At 44.6% G+C, this 24,244-nt stretch carries 15 protein-coding genes and 1 pseudogene; 7 read left to right on the top strand and 9 right to left on the bottom strand.

All coding sequences use genetic code 11. The features are described from left to right. Positions 1-18 precede the first annotated feature (18 nt). On the top strand, positions 19-576 hold the full coding sequence (locus tag GSF13_RS02800) for a hypothetical protein (RefSeq protein WP_211865044.1): 558 nt from the start codon (positions 19-21) through the stop codon (positions 574-576). A gap of 278 nt (positions 577-854) precedes the next feature. Here GSF13_RS02800 and GSF13_RS02805 read toward each other — a convergent pair whose 3' ends face one another. From GSF13_RS02805 to GSF13_RS02825, 6 genes are all read right to left on the bottom strand, one after another. After that, positions 855-2,630, bottom strand: coding sequence for an FAD-dependent oxidoreductase (locus GSF13_RS02805; protein WP_211865046.1), 1,776 nt, complete (start codon positions 2,628-2,630; stop codon positions 855-857). After that, complete coding sequence (locus GSF13_RS24530) at positions 2,623-3,483, bottom strand: thiamine pyrophosphate-dependent enzyme (protein ID WP_249122619.1); 861 nt, start codon at positions 3,481-3,483, stop codon at positions 2,623-2,625. Before GSF13_RS24530 ends, GSF13_RS02805 begins: the two co-directional genes overlap by 8 nt. Before the next feature lie 35 nt (positions 3,484-3,518). Further along, positions 3,519-4,385, bottom strand: a complete 867-nt coding sequence (locus GSF13_RS24535) for a thiamine pyrophosphate-binding protein (protein WP_249122620.1) — start codon at positions 4,383-4,385, stop codon at positions 3,519-3,521. Then, complete coding sequence (locus tag GSF13_RS02815; protein ID WP_211865048.1) at positions 4,372-6,246, bottom strand: FAD-dependent oxidoreductase; 1,875 nt, start codon at positions 6,244-6,246, stop codon at positions 4,372-4,374. Before GSF13_RS02815 ends, GSF13_RS24535 begins: the two co-directional genes overlap by 14 nt. 168 nt (positions 6,247-6,414) lie before the next feature. Then, positions 6,415-6,825, bottom strand: coding sequence for a Cu(I)-responsive transcriptional regulator (gene cueR, locus GSF13_RS02820; RefSeq protein WP_174169465.1), 411 nt, complete (start codon positions 6,823-6,825; stop codon positions 6,415-6,417). 5 nt (positions 6,826-6,830) lie between these two features. Then, entirely contained in the window at positions 6,831-9,209 is a 2,379-nt protein-coding gene (locus tag GSF13_RS02825) for a heavy metal translocating P-type ATPase (RefSeq protein WP_211865050.1), read from the bottom strand. Positions 9,210-9,738: 529 nt separating this feature from the next. Here GSF13_RS02825 and GSF13_RS02830 point away from each other — a divergent pair. From GSF13_RS02830 to GSF13_RS02855, 6 genes and pseudogenes are all read left to right on the top strand, one after another. Beyond that, positions 9,739-10,763 (top strand): annotated as a pseudogene (locus GSF13_RS02830) (DUF4150 domain-containing protein). Next, positions 10,760-14,665 (top strand): hypothetical protein, encoded by a 3,906-nt coding sequence (locus GSF13_RS02835; protein WP_211865052.1) that lies wholly within the window; start codon positions 10,760-10,762, stop codon positions 14,663-14,665. The pseudogene GSF13_RS02830 and the gene GSF13_RS02835 overlap by 4 nt, the downstream one beginning before the upstream one ends. A gap of 11 nt (positions 14,666-14,676) precedes the next feature. Next, positions 14,677-15,624 carry a hypothetical protein gene (locus tag GSF13_RS02840; protein WP_211865055.1) on the top strand — a complete coding sequence of 316 codons (948 nt, stop codon included), beginning with the start codon at positions 14,677-14,679 and terminating at the stop codon, positions 15,622-15,624. A gap of 10 nt (positions 15,625-15,634) precedes the next feature. Continuing rightward, on the top strand, positions 15,635-16,603 hold the full coding sequence (locus tag GSF13_RS02845) for a hypothetical protein (RefSeq protein WP_211865056.1): 969 nt from the start codon (positions 15,635-15,637) through the stop codon (positions 16,601-16,603). 10 nt (positions 16,604-16,613) lie between these two features. Then, on the top strand, positions 16,614-17,579 hold the full coding sequence (locus GSF13_RS02850; RefSeq protein WP_211865058.1) for a hypothetical protein: 966 nt from the start codon (positions 16,614-16,616) through the stop codon (positions 17,577-17,579). A 33-nt stretch (positions 17,580-17,612) separates the two neighbouring features. Beyond that, complete coding sequence (locus GSF13_RS02855) at positions 17,613-18,215, top strand: hypothetical protein (protein WP_069020326.1); 603 nt, start codon at positions 17,613-17,615, stop codon at positions 18,213-18,215. 76 nt (positions 18,216-18,291) lie between these two features. Here GSF13_RS02855 and GSF13_RS02860 read toward each other — a convergent pair whose 3' ends face one another. The 3 genes from GSF13_RS02860 to GSF13_RS02870 form a co-directional block, all read right to left on the bottom strand. After that, positions 18,292-19,704, bottom strand: coding sequence for a hypothetical protein (locus tag GSF13_RS02860; RefSeq protein WP_211865060.1), 1,413 nt, complete (start codon positions 19,702-19,704; stop codon positions 18,292-18,294). A 139-nt stretch (positions 19,705-19,843) separates the two neighbouring features. Next, entirely contained in the window at positions 19,844-21,103 is a 1,260-nt protein-coding gene (locus tag GSF13_RS02865; RefSeq protein ID WP_211865062.1) for a metallophosphoesterase, read from the bottom strand. 166 nt (positions 21,104-21,269) lie between these two features. Beyond that, on the bottom strand, positions 21,270-24,059 hold the full coding sequence (locus GSF13_RS02870) for a TonB-dependent receptor (protein ID WP_211865064.1): 2,790 nt from the start codon (positions 24,057-24,059) through the stop codon (positions 21,270-21,272). Positions 24,060-24,244 lie beyond the last annotated feature (185 nt).

Here is a 24,244-nt window from a genome sequence, read left to right on the forward strand (position 1 = left end):
GTAGTTTAGGTTTAATTTATGAAACGATTTTCAAGTATTGCGTTGGTCATTGTTGTATTACTGGTCATCCTTAATATGAGTAATTTGCCTTGGGAGTTAAGATTTGCAGCTCCTCAGCATAATTACCTTTTCGTTATGATACTGGCCATCATCTTGCCCGCTTCAGTGTTGCTGTGGTCGTTATGTCGACGCACCAAGTTACTCAAAGTGTCTGGCTTCTTAGTCGCTTTGGCAGCAGCAGTGCCGAGTTTCATCGTATTCATCTTTGCCGCTGGTGATTATTCCGAGATCAAACAAAGCGGCGTTGACAACTCCTTTGCCGAACTTAATCGACTGAATGTCAATGGCGATAACTATGTGCTTTACCGAACCGACCGCGGAGCCACCACTTCATATGGTTTAGTTTTACGCTTAGAGCGAGAAATCGGATTTGGTATTCATGCAGTAAAGGTCGTTCACAGCAAATACAAAGCCGCAGAAGGTCAGCTGGAGTTGCTTTCTGAGAGCCAAATAAAAATGCAGATCCAGCCTTATGATACGCAAGACCAAATGGAAGTGGTGGTGTTAGATATTTAACATGCTTTCAAGGCCGCAGCGTAAAGCACATGATAAAAGCGACAAAATCGCTGTGTAAAACAGCTCCTACCCTGTAGTGAAGTCATGCTTGTAGGAGGCGATTCACTCGCCGAGCAGTTTATGTTTTCTAACGAATTTTTGATGAAAAATCCCCCTCATCTCACCAGCCAAAAATTCAATATAAAAACAACAAAGTCGCTGTGTAAAACATCTCCTACCTCAAGGTGAAACCAAGCAAAAAGCCGATACTGGCTTTTTGCTCTTCACATTTAACACTGTTAAATAATTGTCTTACGGGTTCTTAGGCGATTAAAGTTGACGTAAACCTCTTTACCACAGTCTAATTTAACTGTGAAACCCGAATACTCCTCTTTGATTTCAATGAGTTTTTCGTAATTCTCTTGGAAGTAGGTTTGCGTCGGGATGGATGCGTCTTTAAAGCTGATAAACGCGCCGTATGCCCCTTCTATGGTGGTGTCGCGGCTAACTTCAATCCAATCAAGTGCACGGTTTACATAACGGTATACTGGATTTGCTTGACCAAGGCGTTTGCTGTCATAACTGCCGTCATATTTTAACTCAGTATTCCACCAAGTTTGGTATTGAATGGTATACTGCGCAGTAGTATAAGGAAAGGCAACACGTTCCTTAGCATCATCCCAAGTATCATTAGCATAAAACTTACCTGCAATGGCACCTAGAGTGACATAACTAAATAGTCCAAGTGGGGCATTTTGTGCAAACAGTAAAGGCGATGTGAGTGAACGCAATAGCGCCAACTTGCCTTGTTCGGTAAGACCAGACTCACGCACTAGCTTCGAGGTGATCTTGTGTGGCGCTGGGGCGTCGAAGTCTGGTGTAAATGGTTCGCCATCAAGGCTTGCGGCAAGCGTCCCTTTTAACCCCAGTTTTTTGAGATTAGCCAAAGAGTTTCGCGACCAGTCAGACATCAATGCTTCGCTATAATTCTGCTTGGTGTCCGTGCCCGTCACCTGCACTTTAGCAGTGGGAAAATACTGCTTAGCAAACTGAAGTAGCGCCTTTTCGGAGCCTTGCCAATAACCGTACATAGTGCTTGGGTGCGCCAACGCTTTTTCGTAACCAGATGATTTTTCACACTCGCTAACATCTGGGATCGCGTTGATTTTTAGGTTAGTACCAACTAAGTTCTCGGTATCCTTTCCTGTATCGTTAATCGCACCTTCCCACTGGCTGAGCAGTTGCCAAGTTGCTAAGTCTGTAGAACCAACCGCCTCATTATTCCAGTTAATTTCAAAGCGGTGGATTTCGTCAGGTAGCTCAAAAGCTTTGACTCTAAACTCCGTCACTATTCCATAACTTAACGCCCCGCCTCCGCGTAGTGCCCATAAGAGATCTTCATTTTCAGTCTCAGATACCTCAACTCTCGAACCATCTTGCAAAATAACAGTCGCACCAACGAGTGACTCACAGCACATCCCTTTTGCTCGCGTCCACGGGCCCCAGCCACCGCCTTGAATATACCCAGCTAACCCAACCGTGGCACAGGTGCCGTGCGGAATGGTTAACGGCGGAATATCCTTGTAACCAGATTCCGCAAGCTTTGGAACTAATTGATAAAAGCGATATCCAGAGCCAATATGAGCAATATAGTCATCGCCTTCTTTCTCAATGGAGAAGTCTTTTAAACCGCTTAAATCCAGTAGCACCACATCTGTGCCACTACACTCCCCTTCGTGATCATGGCCGCCAGAGCGCACCCGAATGGGTAAGTTAAACGCTATCGCCTCTTGATAGGCGCGCATTACATCATCGGTGTTATTACACATCACAATCACCGAGGGCGAAAACTGAAATCGTGTGTTAAAGATAAGTGCTTTAGCTTGATATTCTCTAAAGCGCTCCATCGAAGTATCCCCCGTTGGCAATAAAGTAAGCAACTGCTTTGCAGAAAAGCCATGCTTGCTTTCTAACGCGAGTATAAATCCTTGTGTCGCGCGCCAATAGCGGTTGATACGCTTTTGTGCTTCTTCTAACTGATATTCAGGGATTGGTTTATTGGATTGTTTAGGCATTGTTGTTTCCTTGCGCTGTGCTATTTCCACATGGACAGTCGTCCACTTTGTTACCCGTAATGGCTTCGGCGAGATCTTGTATCGCCGGTGCGAGATCTTTTTTATCAATATTGACTTTAATGAGGTACGGCTTGCATGGGTTTTCATGAAGCGCAGCAAAAACCCCATTTAGATCCGCGACGGTCTCTACATGCAAATATTCAACAGAATACGCATTCGCTAATGATTTATAGTCCCAACGATGCAGATCATCAAATGGTGCAAATGCGCCCGCAGGAGTAAACGCACAGATATCAACGAACGACTGCTCAATTGCATACACTTGGTTACTCATTACAAACACCGCAGTATTGAGTTTATTATGGCTAATGGTAGACAGTGTTTGGCACATCATCATAAACCCACCGTCGCCTGCAACCACAACACTACGTCGATTGTCAGCCAAAGCTGTGCCGAGTGAACAACCGGTTTCATGACCTAACGACCCCCAAGCCGCGTCACTAATAAAGCGACTTTCTTCAATACCAGTTAAACGAGCCGCCATATAAAGCGAAGAGCTTTCACCTAAAATAAGGTTGAAGTCACGCACCTTTTGGCATTGGGCTAACTGCTTTTGGTATGTGCAAAAGAAGTTTTCGTAGCTGATGGTATCGCAATCTCGTACGGGACTTTTCAAGTAGGGGTTTTCCGGCAACGAGCAAAGCGCATGATGCTGCATCGGGTAATGCTCAATATACACCGTTAAATCATCAATGAACTGTGCTAAATCGATACCATCAAAACGCTCGCAGTTACCAATTCTTGCTTCGCCCATATTCACGCGGATCAATTCGTTGTCTTGCGTTTTTAACATGGTCAGGTAGTCATCAGTGAATATTGCCCCCAACGCTAAAATGCAATCTCGTTTGCTAACAAAGTCAAACGTTTCAGGCCATGACGCTTCACCCGCATAGGTGCCAACAAACAGCTCCTTCCGAGCCCTTGCGCCTCACTTAATACTGATTTGGCTAGCGTGGTCGTGGTATACGGAATATTGAGATTACAGAGCAAGTTTTCGACTTCCCTTTGTATGCCAAGTCGCGTGATCTCTATGCCTAATAATACCAACGGCTTCTCAGCTTCTTTGAGTCGGTTGATTACTTTATCGAGTAAATTTGCCATCATCGTAGGATTAGATGCAGGTCTTGGGATCACTAAATGGCCATCTGGTTTATCACAAGCTGCGCCCCACACGTTTTGCCATGCTTCTAGATAAATAGGCCGCTTTTCACTCATGGCAAGGCGTAACGCATTGTCAATAATGTCAGGAGCAGAAGCAGGATCCGAAAGAATTTCACTGGCGACAGTGACATTTTCAAACACCTTTTTATCAGCGCTATAGTCGCCGGTAGAGTGATGAAATAACACGCCTGTTTCTTCAATATCTACACGGTTTTCAGCCGATGGGCTTGCCGATATAACGACAACAGGATTACGCTCGACATAAGCGCCGGCGATGGCGTTTAATACGCTGAACGTGCCAACGCCGTATTGCACAGACACCGCGCCAATACCTCGGTATCTTGCATATCCATCCGCCGCGTAGCCTGCCCCTAGTTCGGTTACATCGCCTACAGCGCCAATACCTGGAAAGTTGTCCAGTGCGGTCATAAATTCTTGCACATAGTCACCAGGCACTTGAAACACCTTATCAAGGCCCAACTGCTTTAACCGCCACAGTAAATGGTCAGCAACCGTAAAATTAGCGGTACTCATGATTAATACCTCGATAAGCGAACTCAGTGACTTCGTCTAGCGTGTCTGAGCTAGCATTTGGTTGTTGCGCTGAATGCTGACACGAGCAGTCACCTTTACGGCAATCTACTGGTAAGTAGTTGTGGTGTGACTCAAGCCACTGTTCGTACTGGACTTTGTCTTTGGATAACCAATTAGGCGTTGGTAAAGCAAAGAACTCAGCCAATGTTGATTCAGCCGTATTTAACGCTCCTTCAACCCAGCCTTGTTCATAGGAGTACGCTTCGCCAACGATATAGATTTCTTCACTCGCAACCGGGTGGCGCATTCTGCACATGATCTCATCGAGACGATAATTGGCTTTCCACTCATGCCAACCACCGCCATAAGGGTCATCTCCCCATTCTTGGTAGATAGCAGAATATGGCATTGGGAGCGCTTTTTGATTATGTAACGCTTGAATTTGGCGATGTGCCGCTTCAACCATCCCGGTGGTAATTTGATACTGGTTTTTAGGTACTATCTCATTTTCGGTATAACCTTGTGCACCATAGGCTGGCATATAGCCTTGGTAATGCTCGCCCTTTTCTAAACCTTTCCAGTAAGGAATAGTGCCAATATCATTGTAAGAAGCCATTAGCAGCGAGTTGGTATTGGGCTCACCATAGGTGTGCTCTACTTTACATACCTGTCCGCCTTTTTCGTTGGTCTCGTATTCAAGGCATGCTTTTTGATCGCATTCCGTGCCCATGTAATAAGTTTGACGGATTGGTAAGTCAGTGACAGAGCGACCAGCAACAAGGCCCAAACTGCGCCACCAAGGTTGCTCGTATGCCATAAACATCTTAATCGCTTTTTGGATAAGTACAGATGGAATGTTTTCTTTCAACCAAGGGTCGTCAAAGAACGGCGATTCAATTAGCTCAAGCGAGCGCCTTGGCATAGCCAAAATAAGCCGCTTCACTTTAACGCTGTACGCTGGAGCATCTTTATCAACCACTTTCCCACTGCTATTCACTTGTGTTGGTTGAAAAGTGAGTTCATAACGATACTCGCCACAATGGTGCAGCTCAATTTTTGCAAGTCGATGCAACATGTTAACGCGCTTACAGCGGTCAAGGCAGCCCGGTGCCGCAGCAAACTCTTCACATAACTTCAGCGGTAACGCCTGAAAACCATCTTTTAGGGTCTTAAATACCGTATCATCGCTATATTCAGTGGCAGGCAACTGAGTAACCGCACTGGCATTCGCCACATTAGCATCGTAGCCACCCGCTTCTTTCATAAAAAGATATGCTTCGTTACTCAACACATGCTCAAGCAAGTTCCAAAAGCCAAAGCGCCAGATTTCCTTGCCAAACACTTTGACTTTCATCTGCTCTGCAAGAGACATATCGGCAAAGCCCGGGCAGATGAGGTTCATGACCTTAACTTGAAGATCTTCCGGTCCATAGCCTCGCTCTGTTTCTTCAAGCTGGTATGGGATTTTATCTGGACACTCGGCGAAATCACGATATCTAAAATATTGTCCGCGCAGGTAAAAGAGGTTGTTTTCACTGCCTGCTTCAGGAGAGCTTTCTGCATTTGAGGGGTATAAAGGCAGCTTTGAGCCCATAGGAAAGTCTTTGGTTTGGAGTTTTAGCTCATCCACCAGCGTACTCACCATCACATGATCGTCAGGAATAAAGCGCATTCCACCAAGCTCAGCCACAACGTTGGGCAACCCTGGAAGCGTGCGACTGTACAAACGACCACCGATACGATCGCTATACTCAAATAAGCCTATGCGATGTGTATCACCAAGCTCTTGTTGAAGACGCCATGCACTATAGACACCTGAAACACCGCCACCCACAATGGCAATATCTAGTTCTTTATTCATTTTAATATGCTCCTTTAAGCTATTACTTTAAAAGCATATTTAAGGGTCGTGATTTTATCTATTACACCGAGTTACAAGCGATTACAGAGACATTACAGCAACTACAAAAATAGCCAGTCTTCAATGATGAAGACTGGCTATTTAACGTTTGCTTATTCTAACCTTCGGCTACTTTAGGCTATTTTGGCAAAGCCCATCTAAAATTGGACAGTTTGCATTTTCGTCACCATTACAGTTGTCCGACAGTTGTTTCAAAGTCTCACGCATTTGCTGAAGTTCATTGATTTTATGCTCAATCTCATTCAAATGATGCTGCGCTATCGATTTGACTTCACGGCTAGTACGATCTGGGTTTTGTAACAAATCGAGCAAAGATTGGATCTGCGCAATAGGAAACCCCAGTTTTCGTGCTTGCTTTATCACACCTAGCAATTGTAATTGTTGTGAATCGTACAGCCGGTAGCCTGCTTCACTTCTTTTGCTGCACTTTAGTAGCCCGCTCGCTTCGTAATGGCGGATCATTTTTGCCGAGAGTCCTGTACGCTGCGCGGCTTCGCCGATTGTGATCAGTTTTTCCATGACGTTTACTCCTTTGGTTGCCAACGTTGCAATAACAACGCATTGCTAATGACTAGTAAACTACTGGTCGCCATCGCCGCACCTGCAAAAATAGGGCTAAGGTAACCCAGTGCTGCCAATGGAATGCCAATGACATTAAAGATAAATGCCCAAAATAGATTTTGCTTGATTTTGCGATAGGTTAATTTTGCCATCGCTAAAGCAGATGCCACTAAGCTTGGCTCGCCACGCATCAGCGTCATTGCCGATGCGCTTACCGCCACTTCCGTACCGGTTGCCATTGCGATACCCAGATCAGCCTGTGCCAGCGCAGGGGCATCATTGATCCCGTCGCCGACCATAGCCACACAGTAACCTTGCTGTTGGGCATTAGCAATATACTCAGCTTTGTGCTCTGGCAGAACTTGCGCTTTATAATCGTCCAGTTCTAGCAATTTAGCGTTGTACTGTGCACTACTTTGGCTGTCTCCAGTCAACATTGCAACTTTAATCCCTTGCTGCCTAAGCTGTTTGACCGCGGTATAGGCATGAGCTTTAAGCTCGTCAGTAAAGTAGAATAGCGCCAAAAACTCGCAGCTCAGTTCACTATTTTGGCTCACTAACCAAGATAAAGAAGCGCCGGGTATTTCTTCTGATAGCGCAGGCAAAGTTAAGCCTAACTCTTGCATCCAAAAGCCGCTCCCCAAATAGACTGTTTGATCTTGGTATTGTGCTTTAACGCCTCTACCTGCTACCACTTTAAAGTCGCTTACAGGAAGTAATGACAATTGCTTTTCTTGTGCTTTATTGACCACCGCCTTGGCAAGCGGGTGTTCGCTGTATTGCTGTAACGATGCCGCCAGCTGTAACACATCGTCTTGATGATACGTAAAAGTGTGCATATTGCTAAGCTCAGGTTTGCCCATCGTAAGCGTGCCCGTTTTATCAAAAATCACCATATCGATGGCAGTTGCTTGCTCCAGTGCACCGGCATCCTTTACTAAGATCCCATAGCGCGCGGCAGTGCCTGTACCTGCCATAATCGCGGCAGGTGTTGCTAAACCAAGCGCACACGGGCAAGCAATAACAAGAACCGCCACCGCATTCAGAATACCCGTTGGCCAATCTCCTGTACTGAGCCCCCATGCAAAAAATGTAATGAGCGCAATCACCAATACCGCAGGTACAAATACCGCACTCACTTTATCCACCAACGCTTGCACTGGTGCTTTCGCACCTTGTGCTTGTTCTACCAAACGAATAATTTTGGCTAGTGTCGATTCCGCACCAACACTGGTTGCATCCACTTCAAGCACGCCATCAAGATTCACCGAACCACCAGTAACTTTATCTGTTTGTGCTTTATAAACAGGCACGCTTTCACCGCTGATAAGCGCTTCATCTACCTGTGAGTGACCTTCAACTACAACGCCGTCAACCGGTATACGCTCACCAGGTTTGATCAATAGTCGTTCGCCACTTTTTACTGCCCCAGCAGGGACTTCTTGCCAACTGTTATCACGCCAGACCATAGCCGATGTTGGCCTTAAGCTTTCAAGCGCTTTAAGGGCGCTGGTTGTACGTCGCTTGGCTCTGTGTTCAAGATACTTACCCAACAGTACCAAACTCAACACGGCACTACTGCTTTCGAAGTATAAATGCGGAGCGCCATACTCACCGCTGAATGTCCACCACAAATAAAGCGACAGGCCATACGCTGCACTGGTGCCGATGGCCACCAGCAAATCCATATTCCCCGTCCCCGCTTTTATTGCTCTCCATCCGGCACGATAAAAACGCGCACCAAAATAAAACTGAACAGGCGTGGCCAGTGCCCATTGCATCCAAGCCGGGAGCATCCAGTTTTGGTTGAACAGCATGGCAAACATAGGTAACACCATAGGTAAGGTGAGCGTCAGTGACGCCGCTGCTGGGAACCAATCAGCGCGATAAAAGGGAATTGCTGCCACTTGTTCGCTTGACTCATCAGGGTCTGCTTGTGGCTGTACCACAGTGTAACCGGCGTCGTTAAGCTTGGCTTCGATTTCAGCGAACGGTAACTCTGCCACTAAAGTTAAGGTTAGCTTTTCAGTCGCTAAATTGACCTCGGCTTTAATTACCTGCGGTAATGTTTGCGCCGCCTTTTCCACTCGGCTTACACAAGACGCACAAGTCATGCCTTTAACTTGATATTGCACTTCACTGGTATCGACCTTGTAGCCGGCATCTTTTACCGCATTGACCAACGCCGACACCTCCGCACTACCCTCTACCGAAACCGCTTCCAAGGCTAAGTTAACACTGGCACTGACAACGCCGGACATTTTCTCTAAGGCTTTCTCAACTCGGCCAACGCACGAGGCGCATGTCATGCCTGATACATTAAATTTTATTACCTTGTCCATTTCTATCTCCGCAAACGCGTTCATTCTCATTGTTGGACACTAACCCTTACCCTTATGGTAAGGTCAAACAAAATTGTTCATTTATCTAACAGAAGAAAAAAGAGTTTTCATAGATAAATAACCTGAGGTTTAGATAAGAAATAGATGAACTCATTGCCTTTAAGAGAAATAATGACTTCTTTCTCACCTAGCCAGTAAGTTTTAGGGATAACACGGCGAATTTACACACCAAAGGAGAAGACGACGTTATCGCTATTATTGGCGACGCAGGCTATATCAACGAAAGCTTTGCCTAACTCCCAGAACTTATCAATCCAAGTCGACCCAAACCACTTTGCATTAGTAAGGTGGTTTATCCACTCACTTCCACCTTCATTGCCACTCTCACTTATTTTATACAGCTCACGTTAATAAACACTCACAATAATTCACACTTTGACAAAGCGCAGACAATGCGGAACAATTACGCCGTTTGTATTAGATAAAACCAATACAACTGCGACTAAAGGAATAATTTAAGGACAACACAATGAGCTTTATCGGCGCCGGTGCAGGCAACGAAGCCCAGAGCGTGCAATACAATGTCGACGCGCAAACTGCCAAATTACGAACCTCAGGTTCAGCTTCTTGCGACACAACAATCCAGCCTTACTGCCATTGAATATTAGTGCAAAGCGAAATCAAGCGCTGGGACAAGCCTACCGTATTGCGATATTTCCCGACCGTGCTGCGGGAGAGCAAGCCTTTTTAGAAGAAATCGAAAGAGCCAAATACGGCGATTTTACCTTAGGCCAAATGGTCAATGCGTTTATTCCTGACTACATCATCGACCCACCACAATGGGATGAACAAAACCAAACGGCTGTTCTACCGCATATTGAGCCAATAACGGGAATGGATGTCAATCTGCCTATTAGCGATCCACAAGCATTCTTAGACTTGGTAACCCTTAAACTGGGTTGGCAAGTAGGAACTGAGAGTGATGTTGCCAGAGATTTTGAAGCCGAAGCCAGACAAGCAGCTATCGTTTCAAATACCAATGTTCTCATTAACGGTAGAACCGCTGTGCATAGTGGCAGCGGCGGTGTGTTAAGCACAGTAGACGTATGTTTGACTAAGATAGGCAAAGTGGTTGTGCCTATTCCTTATGGCAACATCGCCCGCTCATCAGACGCCGCAAGCGTTGCCAGCTCAGTAAAAATTCAAGGTAACGGTGCAGCCAATATCAAGTCTAACTTTTCAAAAAGTACGGGAGACCAACCCGGTAATAAAAAAGGTATCGCTAGTCGAACATTGGGTAAAAAAGCGGAGTTTCTGCAAGGCAGCTTTGATGTTTACATCGAGGGAAAACCGGCGGTTCGGCAGGGAGATTTAATGGTATCTAATAATAAAAATACGCCCCCCGCACCTTTGAGCCAACCCGGCGGTGCCACTCCTGCAGGCCTTGATGTAGTAATCGGCGCAGAGCCATTAAGCCAAGACGGTACGAATAAGATCAATATAAAAGTGTCGGGTAGTAGCAAACCTAGCGATGAAGAGGTGAAGATAGGATGAGCCACACTTTACCAACCAAAACCAATGCTAACGGTAATTTTAGAGAACTTGTTTTTGAGGGCTATGCAAGCGACAAAGAAGTGGTCTCTTTGATGCTCAAAGACACCTCGGTTGATGGCACGAAAGAGGGCTATTATAAGGTCCCCCTTTACACTTCAAACACGGTAGACCAACAAAGCAGCGATGCCGACATTGAGCTGGTGCACATTTATCCATTTTTATACGACACGCCAGAACAGCAACTACAATCGGCCTCTCCGGTAACCAGCGGGTTTATCTATATTTATGTCGATGGCTATTTATGGCGTGAACTACAAGTTATCGAACCTGAAGACTTTGACGCTCCGGCGCTATTCTCAGATGTGAATTTGTATTGGCAAAAAGGTTTTTTAAGTTGGAAAAAGTCGGCCAATAAGCCAAACTCACGACCGCAAGGCACGCGTGCAGCAACCTGTAAGCCAATCAGCAGCATTCTCGTCCCGCATAAACTAAATGGCAACGAAGTAAGCGTAGAAATCGCATGGTCTGAAGTACAGTGGTCGTGGGAACAGATCTTGTTGTTTGGCGGTTTTAATGAACAGGATCCGCGCTTAAATACCGGCACGCCACTCGCTGACGAAGAAAGACATTGCCCCGCCCCAGAAGATGCTGCAGCGCTCAGAGCACAGCGCATGACTAAGCTGGATAACTTAGGGCAATTTGCCACAGGCTATAACGACCAAGGCAAAGTAGTTAACACCCCGACACTCCATCAAAAACTGCACCTTCCAGAACGCGATAAAATCGCCCAAGTGCCGATTTTTGACGGGATCCATGTGGCTCGAATGTATGTGGTGAAAATTCAAAATTTGGTGGTTGAAATTGAAGCGCTTATGAACCACCTCTCTGGTGTAAACAGCGAAACAGGTGAAATCGACTATCAGCAACGTAATAAATACGAGCTTGCAGTTTACATGCTGCAAACTTTCTATCTGCAAACAGATGCCGTTTTAGATAAAGACATAGAAATACAGTCATCTGGTGAAAAACTAGTCGAATCGGATGAAGACGCCATCGACTTTGCCAACAAACTTAAAGAATGGCGAACAGAATGCTTAGATGAAGAGGCCTTTTTTGAGTTTTTGCAGGAAAAAACATTTCGAGAACTTGCAGAAAATATAGCGGAGCTCACTGATGAACTCATTAACTTTCTCGATCAAGAATCCTTAGCCGCTGGATTTACCGAGTGCTTTAAGGATTATGCGCATCAAACTGACTTAAGGTTTTTTGAAGCCTATGACTTACTCACCGATTTATTTTTGGTTTTGAAGCCCCATCCGGCAGCACAAATAGCCCAAATTAATAGAGACAAAGAGTTTTGGCACACGCTAAGTAGCGGCCACCGAGGACAAGACTTTATTCTGCAATGTCTAGATCAACACCCAAGCAAACCAGGAAAAGAAATTGCGCAGTTTTTATTTCCAAAACCTACGGGAAATAAGCTAAGTGAATACGAAAAGCGTGACTTTAACCGCTTTGAGCTTAAGCTTGCGAGCGCAAAAATCGAAAAGATCCATAAACAAGAGGAATTAATAGATTGGAATGAAGGAGAACAATTAGGCAGGCGGCTTTCTCAGGTGATTTTTGGTTTAGCCGTTAGCGTATTTGAGATCCCCGATATCGCCCATAAACTTTCGAGTCACGAAGGGACGTTAGGCCAACAAAAATCCGCGACTCAAGCAGCCACAAACGCGACTCAACAGCAGTATGAACAAACTCAAAAAGCACTGAAAGAGGCCGAACTTGCAAGAGATGAAGCGCTTGATGAGCTGACAAAAAAAGAAGCTGAGTATGAACAACAAAAGTCTGAACTATCGCGTTTGACTCCTGAAGAGCATCAGCTCAAAGCTGCAGAATTAGACGCAAAGATACAAGTTGAAAGAGCAAGATTACGACGACTTGAGACCAAGTTTGCAGCAGCAAAAGCGTCGGTTACACGAGCTCAAAAACAAGTATCTACCTTCGTAAAGGTCAATAATGCATGGCACAAATACCCTTTTGCAAAATTGATTGATGCAAAAGCGGATGTATTACAGCCACTGATGCGATTAGTAGATATCTCAACACCTGGGCACCTTGTTGAAGTCGAAATGAGGGTCTCCGATTATATAAATGGTAACTTTCCTAAAGGTTACATGCCGCTTGACCCCAAATCTCGCCAGCTTTCTGCCGAGAAGCAAGTGAAAGAATTAAACCAGCTGATACGAGCTAACAGAAAGCGAAACGTCAATATAAAATACGGAGGCGCCAGCCATAAGGTGTCTTTGGAAGATGTTTTGAACTTGAATAAACGCCTTGAACTCCTAACCCAATCGTTAGACAGAGCGCAAACAACCACCTTTATTGAAAGTAAAGAGAAAGTCATTGCCTATTTGGTTAAAGCAACTGGTGCCGATTTGTCTGCTGAAGCCTCAGCAGCAAGGGCAAAACAAATTTATGATGACACAGTACAAAATACAAAACACTATTCAACCGAGTTAGAAACCCAACACACCACTATCAAAAATCTCGCAGAGCGCACAGCAAACCTAGAGAAATGGCAAAATAAAGTCGTTACCGAGGCCGCATCCAGCCAGTCGCTAAAAAGAGGGATGGTGGGTGTATTAGGCGCTTTATATATCTTTGAAATTGCAAATGTGAGGCAGGTAATAATAAATATAGAACCAAGTATTAGGGCCTCTTTTGATACACTAGGAGTAGTGTCTGATCTTGCTGCAATTCACTTAACAGTGCAGTCCGCAGTGACACAAATGCGATCAGGTTTGCCAAGTCCACGACAATATGCCGCCTTTGAACACCATAGGCGTGTTTTTGGAAGTCATAGCGCACAACAAAAATATGGGCCAACCTTTTCGAGTAAAGCGTCGTTAATGAAATGGACAAGTAGGTTAAACTTATTCGCCTCAGCATATAGTGCGACCATATCTGCTTTTGATGCTTACTATGCCTATAAGCGAGGAGATGTGTGGGCAACCACAGGAAACTTACTTGTGACAGCAGGTTTTGCGGGGATGGCCATTGACAGCCTGCCTATGGTGTTGGCCAAATATTCTCGTGCCGCAGTTATGTTACAATTTGGCAGAGTGAGCATCTATGGTCTGATAGCGGTGCTTATAGGCTACGGTATTCTCTATTTAATCCATAAAGATCCGCTCAAAAACTGGTTAACCGTCTGCCCTTGGGGTAAAAACGCCTTTGAGGGTGGCGAAAAGAACATGCTGGGGGACAACTTAACTTATTCTTGGCAAACTCACCCAGAATATGCTCTGCATGCACTTTACGACGCGCTATTTGCCCCATCTATTATGGCTGAATCTCAGGTGATGCAGCTCAACACCTTTTCACGTGTTGCTGATAAAATATCAAAACGTGGTAAATTTCATATCGTAAACTTTAATATGCAGGTTCCAGGGCATATTCCTGCATCTCAACAGGGTTATTTAGACCTAGAGTTTGATATTAAGCCCGTTGCCTCTAATAAACCATGGCAATCATTGCTAAGTACAGCGGCAAAGGGCCAAGCCTCCACCGCAATCGACCACTTCTGGGAACATGTCAAAATTACCGTTAGCCCTCAATTTACCGGGTTTCAGCTGCAATTCGACGAAACCGCGCTATACCCTTATTTTGACAAGCTAAACTGCACAAAGTTAGAGCTGCGCATGCGCTGTACAAAATACCCCCTTGGTAAGGGGCAAACCATTAGCCCAAACTCGAGTCAAGAGTTTAGGCTACCAGCTCCAGAGCGCGATCAAGATGGCAATATTTCAGAAGCACGGCTTTGGAGTGAACAAGCCGTAGAGGTAGAGATCGATGACTATGGTTTAAGTGCAGCAGGGTTGCTACAGAGGCTATTAAACTAAAAGGCCAAATAATGAGAGAAAAATTAAATCTAAAAACGTTTACAGCCCTATCTGCTACTTTACTCAGAAAAATAGTAAGTAAGGTAATGGAAACCGAGGTAGCTCCCAAAGCACCTAAAGAGCTAAAAGAGCATACAGAAGACAATTTACCACCCTTTGATTTTGGTCGGCCGGTGGAAGAAACTCCACTACTACCAATAGCAGACTCAGTACCAAGACGTAAAAAAGTAAAAGGGGGGTTTAAGCGAGTACCAGTTCAGCTAAACAGTCGATTCTTGCTTTCGCAAAATAACCTAATGGCCTCCAGCAGAGATATAAAATTGATGAGTGTTGACCTTGATCGTATCGATAAGCTTTCAAATGCAGCTTTTGCGTATATTGCTTTAGCAGGGGCAATGATTGCGGCGTGTTTTTATTTGGCTACACACGATCAATTTTTTGTTTGGAAGATAGCCGTTTTGCTTACGGTCGCCATACCTATTTTTATCCATGTTGGCTTTGTAAAACGCACTTCAGCTGAAGTACTCCGTGTTGATTTCTTTCGCCATAGTGGCCTTGTTACCTTTCCCATTGGTAACAATGTTAGTACCTTTTCGTTAGCGTTAGATGATGTTGATTTGTACATCGGTAAAGTTTCTGCAGGTAGAGGGGTGCAGTTTAACATGGCCTATTTGGTACCAAAGCGCTACCCCAAACGCCTTCGCCATCAACCTATATACCCTGTCGACTGGGAGCCAAGAGACTTAGAAGATAGCATGGAGCTGTGGAGTGAAATCCATCGTTTTATGGATAACACACAACCTATACCTGCATCCTTTTACAAAGGCTGGCAAGAGGTAATCGAAAGCAGTGACTTTACGGAGCAAGATAAAATAATCATATTAGGCGAAGATTTAGTAAAACAAGCGCCTTTTTATGACCTAAAAAATAACCGTCTACTAGATAAAGTGTTTTGGTAGCAATAAAACAATGAAAGCACACCACAAGGAAGTCAGCCCTACCCATAACCGCAGTTGGAAAAAAGTGGTGGCCTTGCTCGCTTTAGGTCTGCAAAAAATAGTAAAAATGGTGATGGAAACTGAGGGTAAAAAGGAGACGCAAACGTCAACTCCTTCGGCACCCGTAGATAAGGTAGTGCATGATCGGCCAATAGAAGAAACACCGCTGCTAAAAATAGAGGACTCGACACCACGAGACTTTAACATTAGTAAAGGGATGCTGAAAGTGAGTCCTGCGGTATCTACTCGTACTCAACCAGTCCAACAAAATAACCTCTTTTCTTCGAATAGGCGAGTAGCGCTTGGTGGTGCCGATTTTTCACGAACTGGTAAATTAGCAAACATTGTATTTGCCTATATGGCATCCATCATCGCGCTACTTTCAATTATTTTTTATTTCGGTAGTGGTGATAGTTTGTATTTATGGCTCACCACGGGACTACTAGCATTTGCTTTGCCCCTGTTTGTCTATGTTTACCGTGTTAAACACCATACATCTGAAATACTACGGGTAGACTTCTTCCGAAATACCGGCCTCGTCACATTTCCCATTGGCAATAACGAAGGGAGCTTCTCGTTAACACTTGGTGAAGTTGAACTGTATATTGTAAAGGTCTCCTCGGGTAAAGGTGTGAGGCATAACTTGGCGTTTTTAGCCCCACTGCGATACCCAAAAACACTTAAGCGCCAGACACTTTATTCAACCGATTGGGAGCCAAAGGATATGGACGGCAGCGTGCAGCTGTGGAGTGAAATCCACCGTTTTATGGATACCACTCAGCCCATACCAAGTTCGTTTTATAAGGGTTGGCAAGAAACGATAGAGAGCCCCTATCTTGACCACCAAGACCATATTCAAATATTAGGTGAAGATTTAATAAAACAAGCCCCCTTTTATGACCTAAAAAATAACCGTCCGTTAGATAAAGTGTTTTGGTAGCAATAAAGCAATGAAAACACACCACAAGGAAGTCAGCCCTACCCATAACCGCAGTTGGAAAAAAGTGGTGGCCTTGCTCGCTTTAGGTCTTCAAAAAATTGTAAGTAAGGTTATGGAAACCGAGGGCAAAAAGGAGACGCAAATGTTAACTCCTTCGACACCCGTAGATAAGGTAGTGCATGATCGGCCAATAGAAGAAACACCGCTGCTAAAAATAGAAGACTCGATACCACGAGACTTTAACATTAGTAAAGGCATGCAAAAGGTGGCTGAAAATAGTAAAGCAGACTTTGTCTTGCAAGAGAATAACGTGCTCTCATCGAACCAACGTATCGCATTAGGCGGAGCTGACTTTGCGCGAGCAGGGAAACTTGCGAATGTCGTTTTTGCTTATATGGCCTCAATATTTGCGCTTGTTTGCCTCCCCGTATACTTGAAAGAGTCTGAGCCTCATATTCTTTACCTTATGATTGGGTTAGTGGCGTTTGCAAGCTTCGTTTTTTATAGAGTTCACAGAATTAAACACTATACTTCTGAAGTGCTACGGGTCGACTTCTTCCGAAATACCGGCCTCGTCACATTTCCCATTGGCAATAATGAAGGGAGCTTCTCGTTAACACTTGGTGAAGTTGAACTGTATATTGTAAAGGTCTCCTCGGGTAAAGGTGTGAGGCATAACTTGGCGTTTTTAGCCCCACTGCGATACCCAAAAACACTTAAGCGCCAGACACTTTATTCAACCGATTGGGAGCCAAAGGATATGGACAGCAGCGTGCAGTTGTGGAGTGAAATCCACCGTTTTATGGATACCACTCAGCCCATACCAAGTTCGTTTTATAAAGGTTGGCAAGAAACGATAGAAAGCCCCTATCTTGACCACCAAGACCATATTCAAATATTAGGCGAAGATTTAGTAAAACAAGCCCCCTTTTATGACCTAAAAAATAACCGCCCACTAGATAAAGAGTTTTGGTAATACTCGAATTAATCTCTATAACAAGGAGTTTTTGTGACAATAAAAAAGTTAATTAAGAAATGCGTTGAGCATATTCTAGATGAAGGAACGCCCACTCGTGCAATCAGTGATGTGAGTGTGCAAAATCAACAACCCAAATATGGTCAAGCTTATCAACAACAGCCGCAACAAGTAATACGGAATGGTCAGCAAGTTACGATGACAAGATCTCAAGTTTCAACAAAGCGAGAGCCCAACCCAGTCGCTGAATTTTTGATTAAAGCCATTGTTATTTTGATAGGCATCTTTGCAGTTGGTGCTTTATGTTTCGATGCATATTATTTAAATAAACGAGGCGACAATGCAGCAGTCGGCTTAATGATGGCAGCCGTTGGTGTGATGTATGGGTATCACTTTATTATGGCAAAGCTTAGCGATTACACTCAGCTTGTAAAGACATCCCGTTTTGTAGGATGGGGCTTAAATGTAGCAGGTACGTTTTATAGCCTGTTTATCTTTGCTGATTTGCTGTCTGACTTTCGCGGGCACTCAGAGGATCAAGTAGCCCTTATCATGGCGTTCATCAATATCGTTTTTATAGGACTTTTGTTCTTTCTAATGCAAAAGATAAAGCAACCCACAAAGCAAATTGATTAAACTCCTTGAAGTAATAAGCCACCGCTAAAATCGGTGGCTTATTATTTTGAGCCTGTGCGCATTCAGGAACCCTGATTTACTGACTCTTTTGCATTAACTTTAAATAGTTGTTGTAAATATGGCTTACTTGCATCGTTGATTTACCTGCACTTATACCATGGCAACTAAAGCAGTTAGACGACTTAATTTGTGGCTCACTGCCTGTTACATCACTATCGATGGAAGTTTGGGTATAAGTTTCCATAGTAATATTGGCAACCGCCAATGAGCCGCGTAACGCCTCGTTGGCTCCCTTACCCACGATATTGCCACTAATGCCATTTGCAAAATCGTAATCTTGCGTGCTCAGCCAGATTGATCCGGAGTAAAAGTAGTTACTCCAAACGGGATTCTTTTGTTCCAGTTTTACATTCACTAAGCTATTTAGTTCAGTAATATTATTGAAGTTAGTTTCATCTTGAGCTTGTTGTGTCTGACTCCCCACCAGCTCAGGGTTATTACCAGCTATATATGGATTGCCGTTTGGCACGCCGTATTGATATAACCGAAACGTGTTGGTCGTAGTTTCAGAAGCTGGATACGTTAAATGTGCATTTTGCACTTCTGTTCCGCCCCGATAAAATAGCAGATCATGACTGTTACTCACTACTTTATCTTGCTGTAAGTAAGCCGTGCTTTTCTTAAACTTTCCCTCAGAGCTGTAGTAATCTGGTGCACTCAATTTATGCTCGAACGTCGCCCAAATAAACTCTGGGTGATTTTCAACCACACCGACAACATGCATGCCAACGAGCGCCACTTCTCCCGTACCGCTATATTTATTGTCTTTTTGGTAAACCGCTTTACGAATATAAAAATGCTCAGCTAAATCAAGCTTTGGATAGACTTGCTGCAGCGCTTTGACATCCATCCAAGCAACCTTTAACTCAACCGACCCCACAGCAAATTCAGCTTTGCTATCTGCTTTAGGGTGGGAGGTTGCTGACTTCATATAAGTATCGTTAACGTGGATCGAATAATGTACGGGCGTCCCACCAAACTTGCTGTAAATAACACCATCTGATCCAGCTTGATTTATATCTTCAAGGATCAACACATTTGCGGGACGAAGTCCGGTTGGATTTAATAAATCATTCCAAGGGGCAAAATAAGGTTTTAGCGCATTATCAACCTGCCAAAACCCAGAACCAAACATCAACAAGCCACCAGGAGCACGCTTGTCAGGCTGCGTTAAATAGAGAAACTTATTCCACGACCACTGATGAAAATCGCAGTTTGTCGAAAGATCTTTACCATCTTTAAATGCAAACGGACTATTTGCACCTTCAGGAGGATTTGGCACAGGGCTGCCAAACCAATCGTTATTCGGTTTACAAGAAGTATCATTCGAGTAAGCAAGCGCACTTGGCGCAGCCAATGTACTTGTAGCAAGCAATAATGATATTCCAAGTAGTTGAAGTTTAGTGCGTGTAATTGATGACGGTAGCATGATGCTTTCCTTAAGATGTAAAACTCCTGTTAAATCTAGTTCATCAAAACGGAAGTTATCAATTACACAGCATTACATTTAATCTGTATTTCACCCTTTTTAAATGCTTAAAACCGCATGTTTATCGCCTGCTGATCCGTTACTTACTGCGGTGAGCGAAGCTAAAGCTTTGCTCTGGCACCAGCTGACCGCTTAAATCGTTTGGCGTTGAGTAAAACGACACATTTAACATGTCTTTTTGGTTGTCTAATTCGATATACGCAAAGCCCCAAGTAAAAGCTTTATTCCAGACTAGGTCGTACTCTGGGTAACGCTTTTCTTGATAGTTAGCAAGCGGTGTATGCGTGCCGCGCATTTTTGATGCGGCGCCGCTGATAATAAGTGGTAACTTAGGCTTTGTGTTTCCGGGAAGTACACGCGAGCAGTCGTCCGTTAACAGCTCCAAATCATGCTCATGGCCTGCAATATATGCATCTGCGTACTCACATAGTTCGGGTAAGATTAAGCGGCGTAGCACATGAGCTTCATCGTACTTGGTGCCACCAATCGACCAAAGTACATGGTGTCCATATACAATTTTCCATTTTGCGGTTGAGTTTTTAAGCCCATTTGCAAGCCAAGCCAATTGCCTGTGATCTTCCCCATTGACAGGTTGCTCGTGCTTCTCAATGTCTTCCACTTCAGCTTGTCCGCTTGCCAGTGCACTCGCCAGTCCCTGTTCACTACCGTCCGGTTTTAGTGGAATTTCGTAATAATGCTGGCCAGAGAGCAACATATTGGTATCAAGTACAAAAAACTCGACATTATTGCCTGTCTCACCAAAGGTGTAGCTGTAATAACCTTTGCCATCCATGTGAAAATTAGCTTGCTTAGCCATCCACTCGGTCTGTAATTTCACGCCGCGACGAGACGTCTTCCAATCGTGGTTGCCTAATGCTGAGTACACGACCAACTCTGGGTTTTGAATAAGGAGCGGCTTTAGCGGCCCTAAAATCAAGTCATCCATACGCTTTTGGTCGTCCTTGCCATCGTTAGCCGCCGCTCCATCAGGATAGATATTATCACCAAGCTGAATAGCAAAGTCGCATGGCTTTTTCTCACACAAAGAGGCCATTGCCTGTCCAACCACCAACGCACCGGTTTCCTCCGTTGCGGTTTCGGTTCCCGGATAAACATAGATAGGCGCATGATTAAACTCTTCGAGCGGGCGATGCTCTTCTAACCAATCCGCCTTTTCAGCAGCAATAAACTCGGCCTTATTTTTAGGCGATTTAATGTGCTTCGTTTTTGGATAATCTGGGTGATAGCCACCATCTCCAAAGGCCAGAAAGTTAATATTTTCTGCGGCTTGCGCTGTGCTACTAAGCGCGAATAGTAATGCTATTGATGTTATTTTCATTGTTACCGACACAGTGTTACCACTGCATCCTCCTGCATATAAATAAGGTGGGTGTCCTTTTAATATCCTTTTAATACATCCTATACCTAAGACCCTAGATCGATACGGTGGCTGTCCTTTTAATAATCCTTTTGCTTTTACAAGGACACCCACCTCTACTTCTCTCTTAGAAAGACGTTACCGTTACTCCAAGCTCAAATGAACGCCCATAGGTTTCGTATTGGTAGTTGTAACGAGTGTCGCCTTGATAAATGCTCATCGGCTCGTCGGTTAAATTGATCGCGTTGAAATAAAGCTGAGTTTGCTCGGTATAAAAGTACTTCATGCTTAAATCGAGTTGCAGATGGTCGTCTTGGAAAACGCGCTGCTTGTTCTCTTCAAACAAAAAGCTTTTGCTCTTGTACGACGCACTCAACCTTGCGCTTATTTGGCTATTTTCATAACCAAACATTAGGTTGCCCACGGTGTCGGATTGGTTTGGTAGATTGTCATCAGCATCAATAAATGTACCATTAGCTGAGAGCATCAAACCATTTTTAAAGTTCTTCGTGTACGCAAGTTCTACCCCTGTTAGTTCAGCGGCGCCGCCATTAACACTTTGAATAACTTCTTTATAGCCTTGCCACTGACCGTTATCTTGCACCTCGGCTTTGGCAATAAAATTATCGATGTTTTTGTGAAAAACGCCCGCAGATAACACGCCAATCGCACCGGGGTAATATTCTACCGAGAAGTCATAGTTTGTTGACTTGTATGGGTCTAAGTCTGGGTTTCCGACTTCGGCTTTACGCTCAATTTCAATTTCGCCATCATCTTCTGTGGTCTCTGTTTCTATGATTTGAAATGCTGCTGCATCTTCAAAGCTTGGACGCGCAAGAGTTTGTGTATAGGCAAAACGGGTGATCAGCTTATCGCTGATTTCATAGCGTAATGTTAAATTTGGTAATAAATGGTCGTAGCTATCTTCAACTTGCCATTGGTTGATCTCGACGCGCTCAACGTCATTCACTTCATCATTAATGAGTTCAACACGATTACCACTCGTTGCATAATCTGTGTCTTCGTATCTAAAGCCTGCAATAACATTGAGTTTATCAATGTCGACCGTCAGCATGGCGTAGAGCGCGGTGACAGTTTCTTCACTGGTGTATGAGCGACCTTGTGTTTCAATGTCAGTTTCAAGCTGGTTTAGCTCAAGGGCACTGCGATTACTGTAGAAGTAGTCGCGGATCTGGCCGCGATTTAAACCCGGACCAAAGGCCCCAAGCTCATACTCAGGTTCATTGGCGGCAAAGTCTTTCGCCGTTAGGTCATCAAAGCCGCCGTCATATAGCTTGGCATCAACGCGGTTAAACTTTTCACGGTCGGCATATTTACCACCAAATTTAATTTGCGCATTGTGACCAAGTAAAGTGAAGTCTTTAGTTAAGTCCAGTCTAAAGCTGGTATTTTCATCTTCACTTAGGTTGTTCTCCCAGACAATTTCATCGATTTCAAAATTGCTAAGCTGCTGGGAAGCTTCATCCGCTGCAAGCGTGGGTGTCTTACCATCCAGTACATACCCTAGCGCAAAATCTTCTCCAGCAAATGAGGTATCCAATCGATTTGGCTCGCTTTCATCTGATTTCGAGTAGCCAATGCTGTATTCAATAAACCAATCCTGCACTAAGTTTTCGCCGCCCAAAACCACAGATAAAATGCTTTGCTCTTCATATCTGTCTTTGGTATCTCTATCCATTTCTGCACCTGAGAAATAGGCCGCATTTTGGCTTAGCTCATCGGCAAATACATCGCCTTTGTCAAACTTGTACTCATTGCGTTGACGAAATTCATCGTCAGAAAACTTGCTGTAGAGCGTGCGTAAGTAGTATTTGTTAAACCCTTTGTGATGGACATCAAGATTCAGTGCCGCCCCTAAACGCTCTCGCGTAATACGATAGTGGCGCTGCTCCATTTCCTCAGCACCAAAGAAGCTCACTTCTTCTCCTGAGTTCACATCGTCCATTTCTAGTTCCATCCAGCCGCCATCGGTTTCCATATTATGAGAACCAAACTCACGCTCAAACCAAGATACCGCCGTTGCAACCCCAACTTCCACCTCTTTGCCTGCGGCATAAATATCGGTGAAGCTAAACGACGCTTTTGGGCTGGTCTCGCTCACCTGTTCATTGTGTGACGCTTGTAACGTCACGCTGTAGCTCTGCCCTTCTCGGTCAAAAGCACTGAGGCTTTTTACTTCGATGCTACCGCCCACTGCTGATGCGTCCATATCCGGTGTGACCGTTTTGCTCACCTCTAGGCTTTGCACCAGTTCACTTGGGATGACATCCATCGCCACAGAGCGCACGCCCGCTTCAGGAGAAGGCACGTTGGCTCCATTGATGGTCACGTTGTTGAGATTTGGGTCGATCCCACGAATTGCCACAAAACGGCCTTCACCTTGATCTCGTTGAATAGAAAGTCCAGGCAAACGTTGTAGTGCTTCTGCTGCGTTTTGATCCGGCAACTGACCGATGGAATCCGCGCTGACGATCGACTTAAGTGATAGAGCATTTTTTTGTCGGTTTAGTGCTCCAGCTTGTCCGGCTCTTTGCCCAACAACAATAATATCGTCCATTTGGCCCGATTGAGAACCAAGCTGTACTTGAACATCGGTGACTTGGTTATCAATAATTGTGATGCTTTTAGTCACTGTTTCAGCGCCAAGATAACTTATCTCAAGCGTATAATTACCCGCGGGGAGATTAGTTGCCGTAAAGCGGCCATCGCGCTCAGAGATAAGGGTTCTATCTAATTCTTTGATCACCACTTTTGCTCCTTGAAAGTGGCTCTTTTGCGATACGGAACTAACTTGCCCTGTTAGGGTGTTAGCATTTGCAGCTGAGCTTAACGTCAGTCCAGCACAGATCATCGCAACGGCAGAAAGCGTAAAGCTTGTCGGTAGATTTTTTTTCATTATTTGCTCGCACAGGTTGAGTAGAATTTTAGCGCCCCGCTAAAACATCGCGGCTACCCTAGTGCGAAAACGTGACGCTTTTATTTCACTTGAGTGCGCTGCAGCCTATAACAGGGCGTTTATGCCGGCCGAACTCGTGAATTTGAGCCGATATGACCCCCAGCCCTTAGGATTTTGGCAACGAT

It is taken from the genome of Pseudoalteromonas sp. M8 (assembly GCF_018141365.1).
Lineage (GTDB): Bacteria > Pseudomonadota > Gammaproteobacteria > Enterobacterales > Alteromonadaceae > Pseudoalteromonas.

Excerpts from the sequence above, each read along its gene's own strand:
- GSF13_RS02800 (WP_211865044.1), top strand. The coding sequence starts at position 19 with ATGAAACGATTTTCAAGTATTGCGTTGGTCATTGTTGTATTACTGGTC.
- GSF13_RS02805 (WP_211865046.1), bottom strand. The coding sequence starts at position 2,630 with ATGCCTAAACAATCCAATAAACCAATCCCTGAATATCAGTTAGAAGAA.
- GSF13_RS24530 (WP_249122619.1), bottom strand. The coding sequence starts at position 3,483 with ATGTTAAAAACGCAAGACAACGAATTGATCCGCGTGAATATGGGCGAA.
- GSF13_RS24535 (WP_249122620.1), bottom strand. The coding sequence starts at position 4,385 with ATGAGTACCGCTAATTTTACGGTTGCTGACCATTTACTGTGGCGGTTA.
- GSF13_RS02815 (WP_211865048.1), bottom strand. The coding sequence starts at position 6,246 with ATGAATAAAGAACTAGATATTGCCATTGTGGGTGGCGGTGTTTCAGGT.
- cueR (WP_174169465.1), bottom strand. The coding sequence starts at position 6,825 with ATGGAAAAACTGATCACAATCGGCGAAGCCGCGCAGCGTACAGGACTC.
- GSF13_RS02825 (WP_211865050.1), bottom strand. The coding sequence starts at position 9,209 with ATGGACAAGGTAATAAAATTTAATGTATCAGGCATGACATGCGCCTCG.
- GSF13_RS02835 (WP_211865052.1), top strand. The coding sequence starts at position 10,760 with ATGAGCCACACTTTACCAACCAAAACCAATGCTAACGGTAATTTTAGA.
- GSF13_RS02840 (WP_211865055.1), top strand. The coding sequence starts at position 14,677 with ATGAGAGAAAAATTAAATCTAAAAACGTTTACAGCCCTATCTGCTACT.
- GSF13_RS02845 (WP_211865056.1), top strand. The coding sequence starts at position 15,635 with ATGAAAGCACACCACAAGGAAGTCAGCCCTACCCATAACCGCAGTTGG.
- GSF13_RS02850 (WP_211865058.1), top strand. The coding sequence starts at position 16,614 with ATGAAAACACACCACAAGGAAGTCAGCCCTACCCATAACCGCAGTTGG.
- GSF13_RS02860 (WP_211865060.1), bottom strand. The coding sequence starts at position 19,704 with ATGCTACCGTCATCAATTACACGCACTAAACTTCAACTACTTGGAATA.
- GSF13_RS02865 (WP_211865062.1), bottom strand. The coding sequence starts at position 21,103 with ATGAAAATAACATCAATAGCATTACTATTCGCGCTTAGTAGCACAGCG.
- GSF13_RS02870 (WP_211865064.1), bottom strand. The coding sequence starts at position 24,059 with ATGAAAAAAAATCTACCGACAAGCTTTACGCTTTCTGCCGTTGCGATG.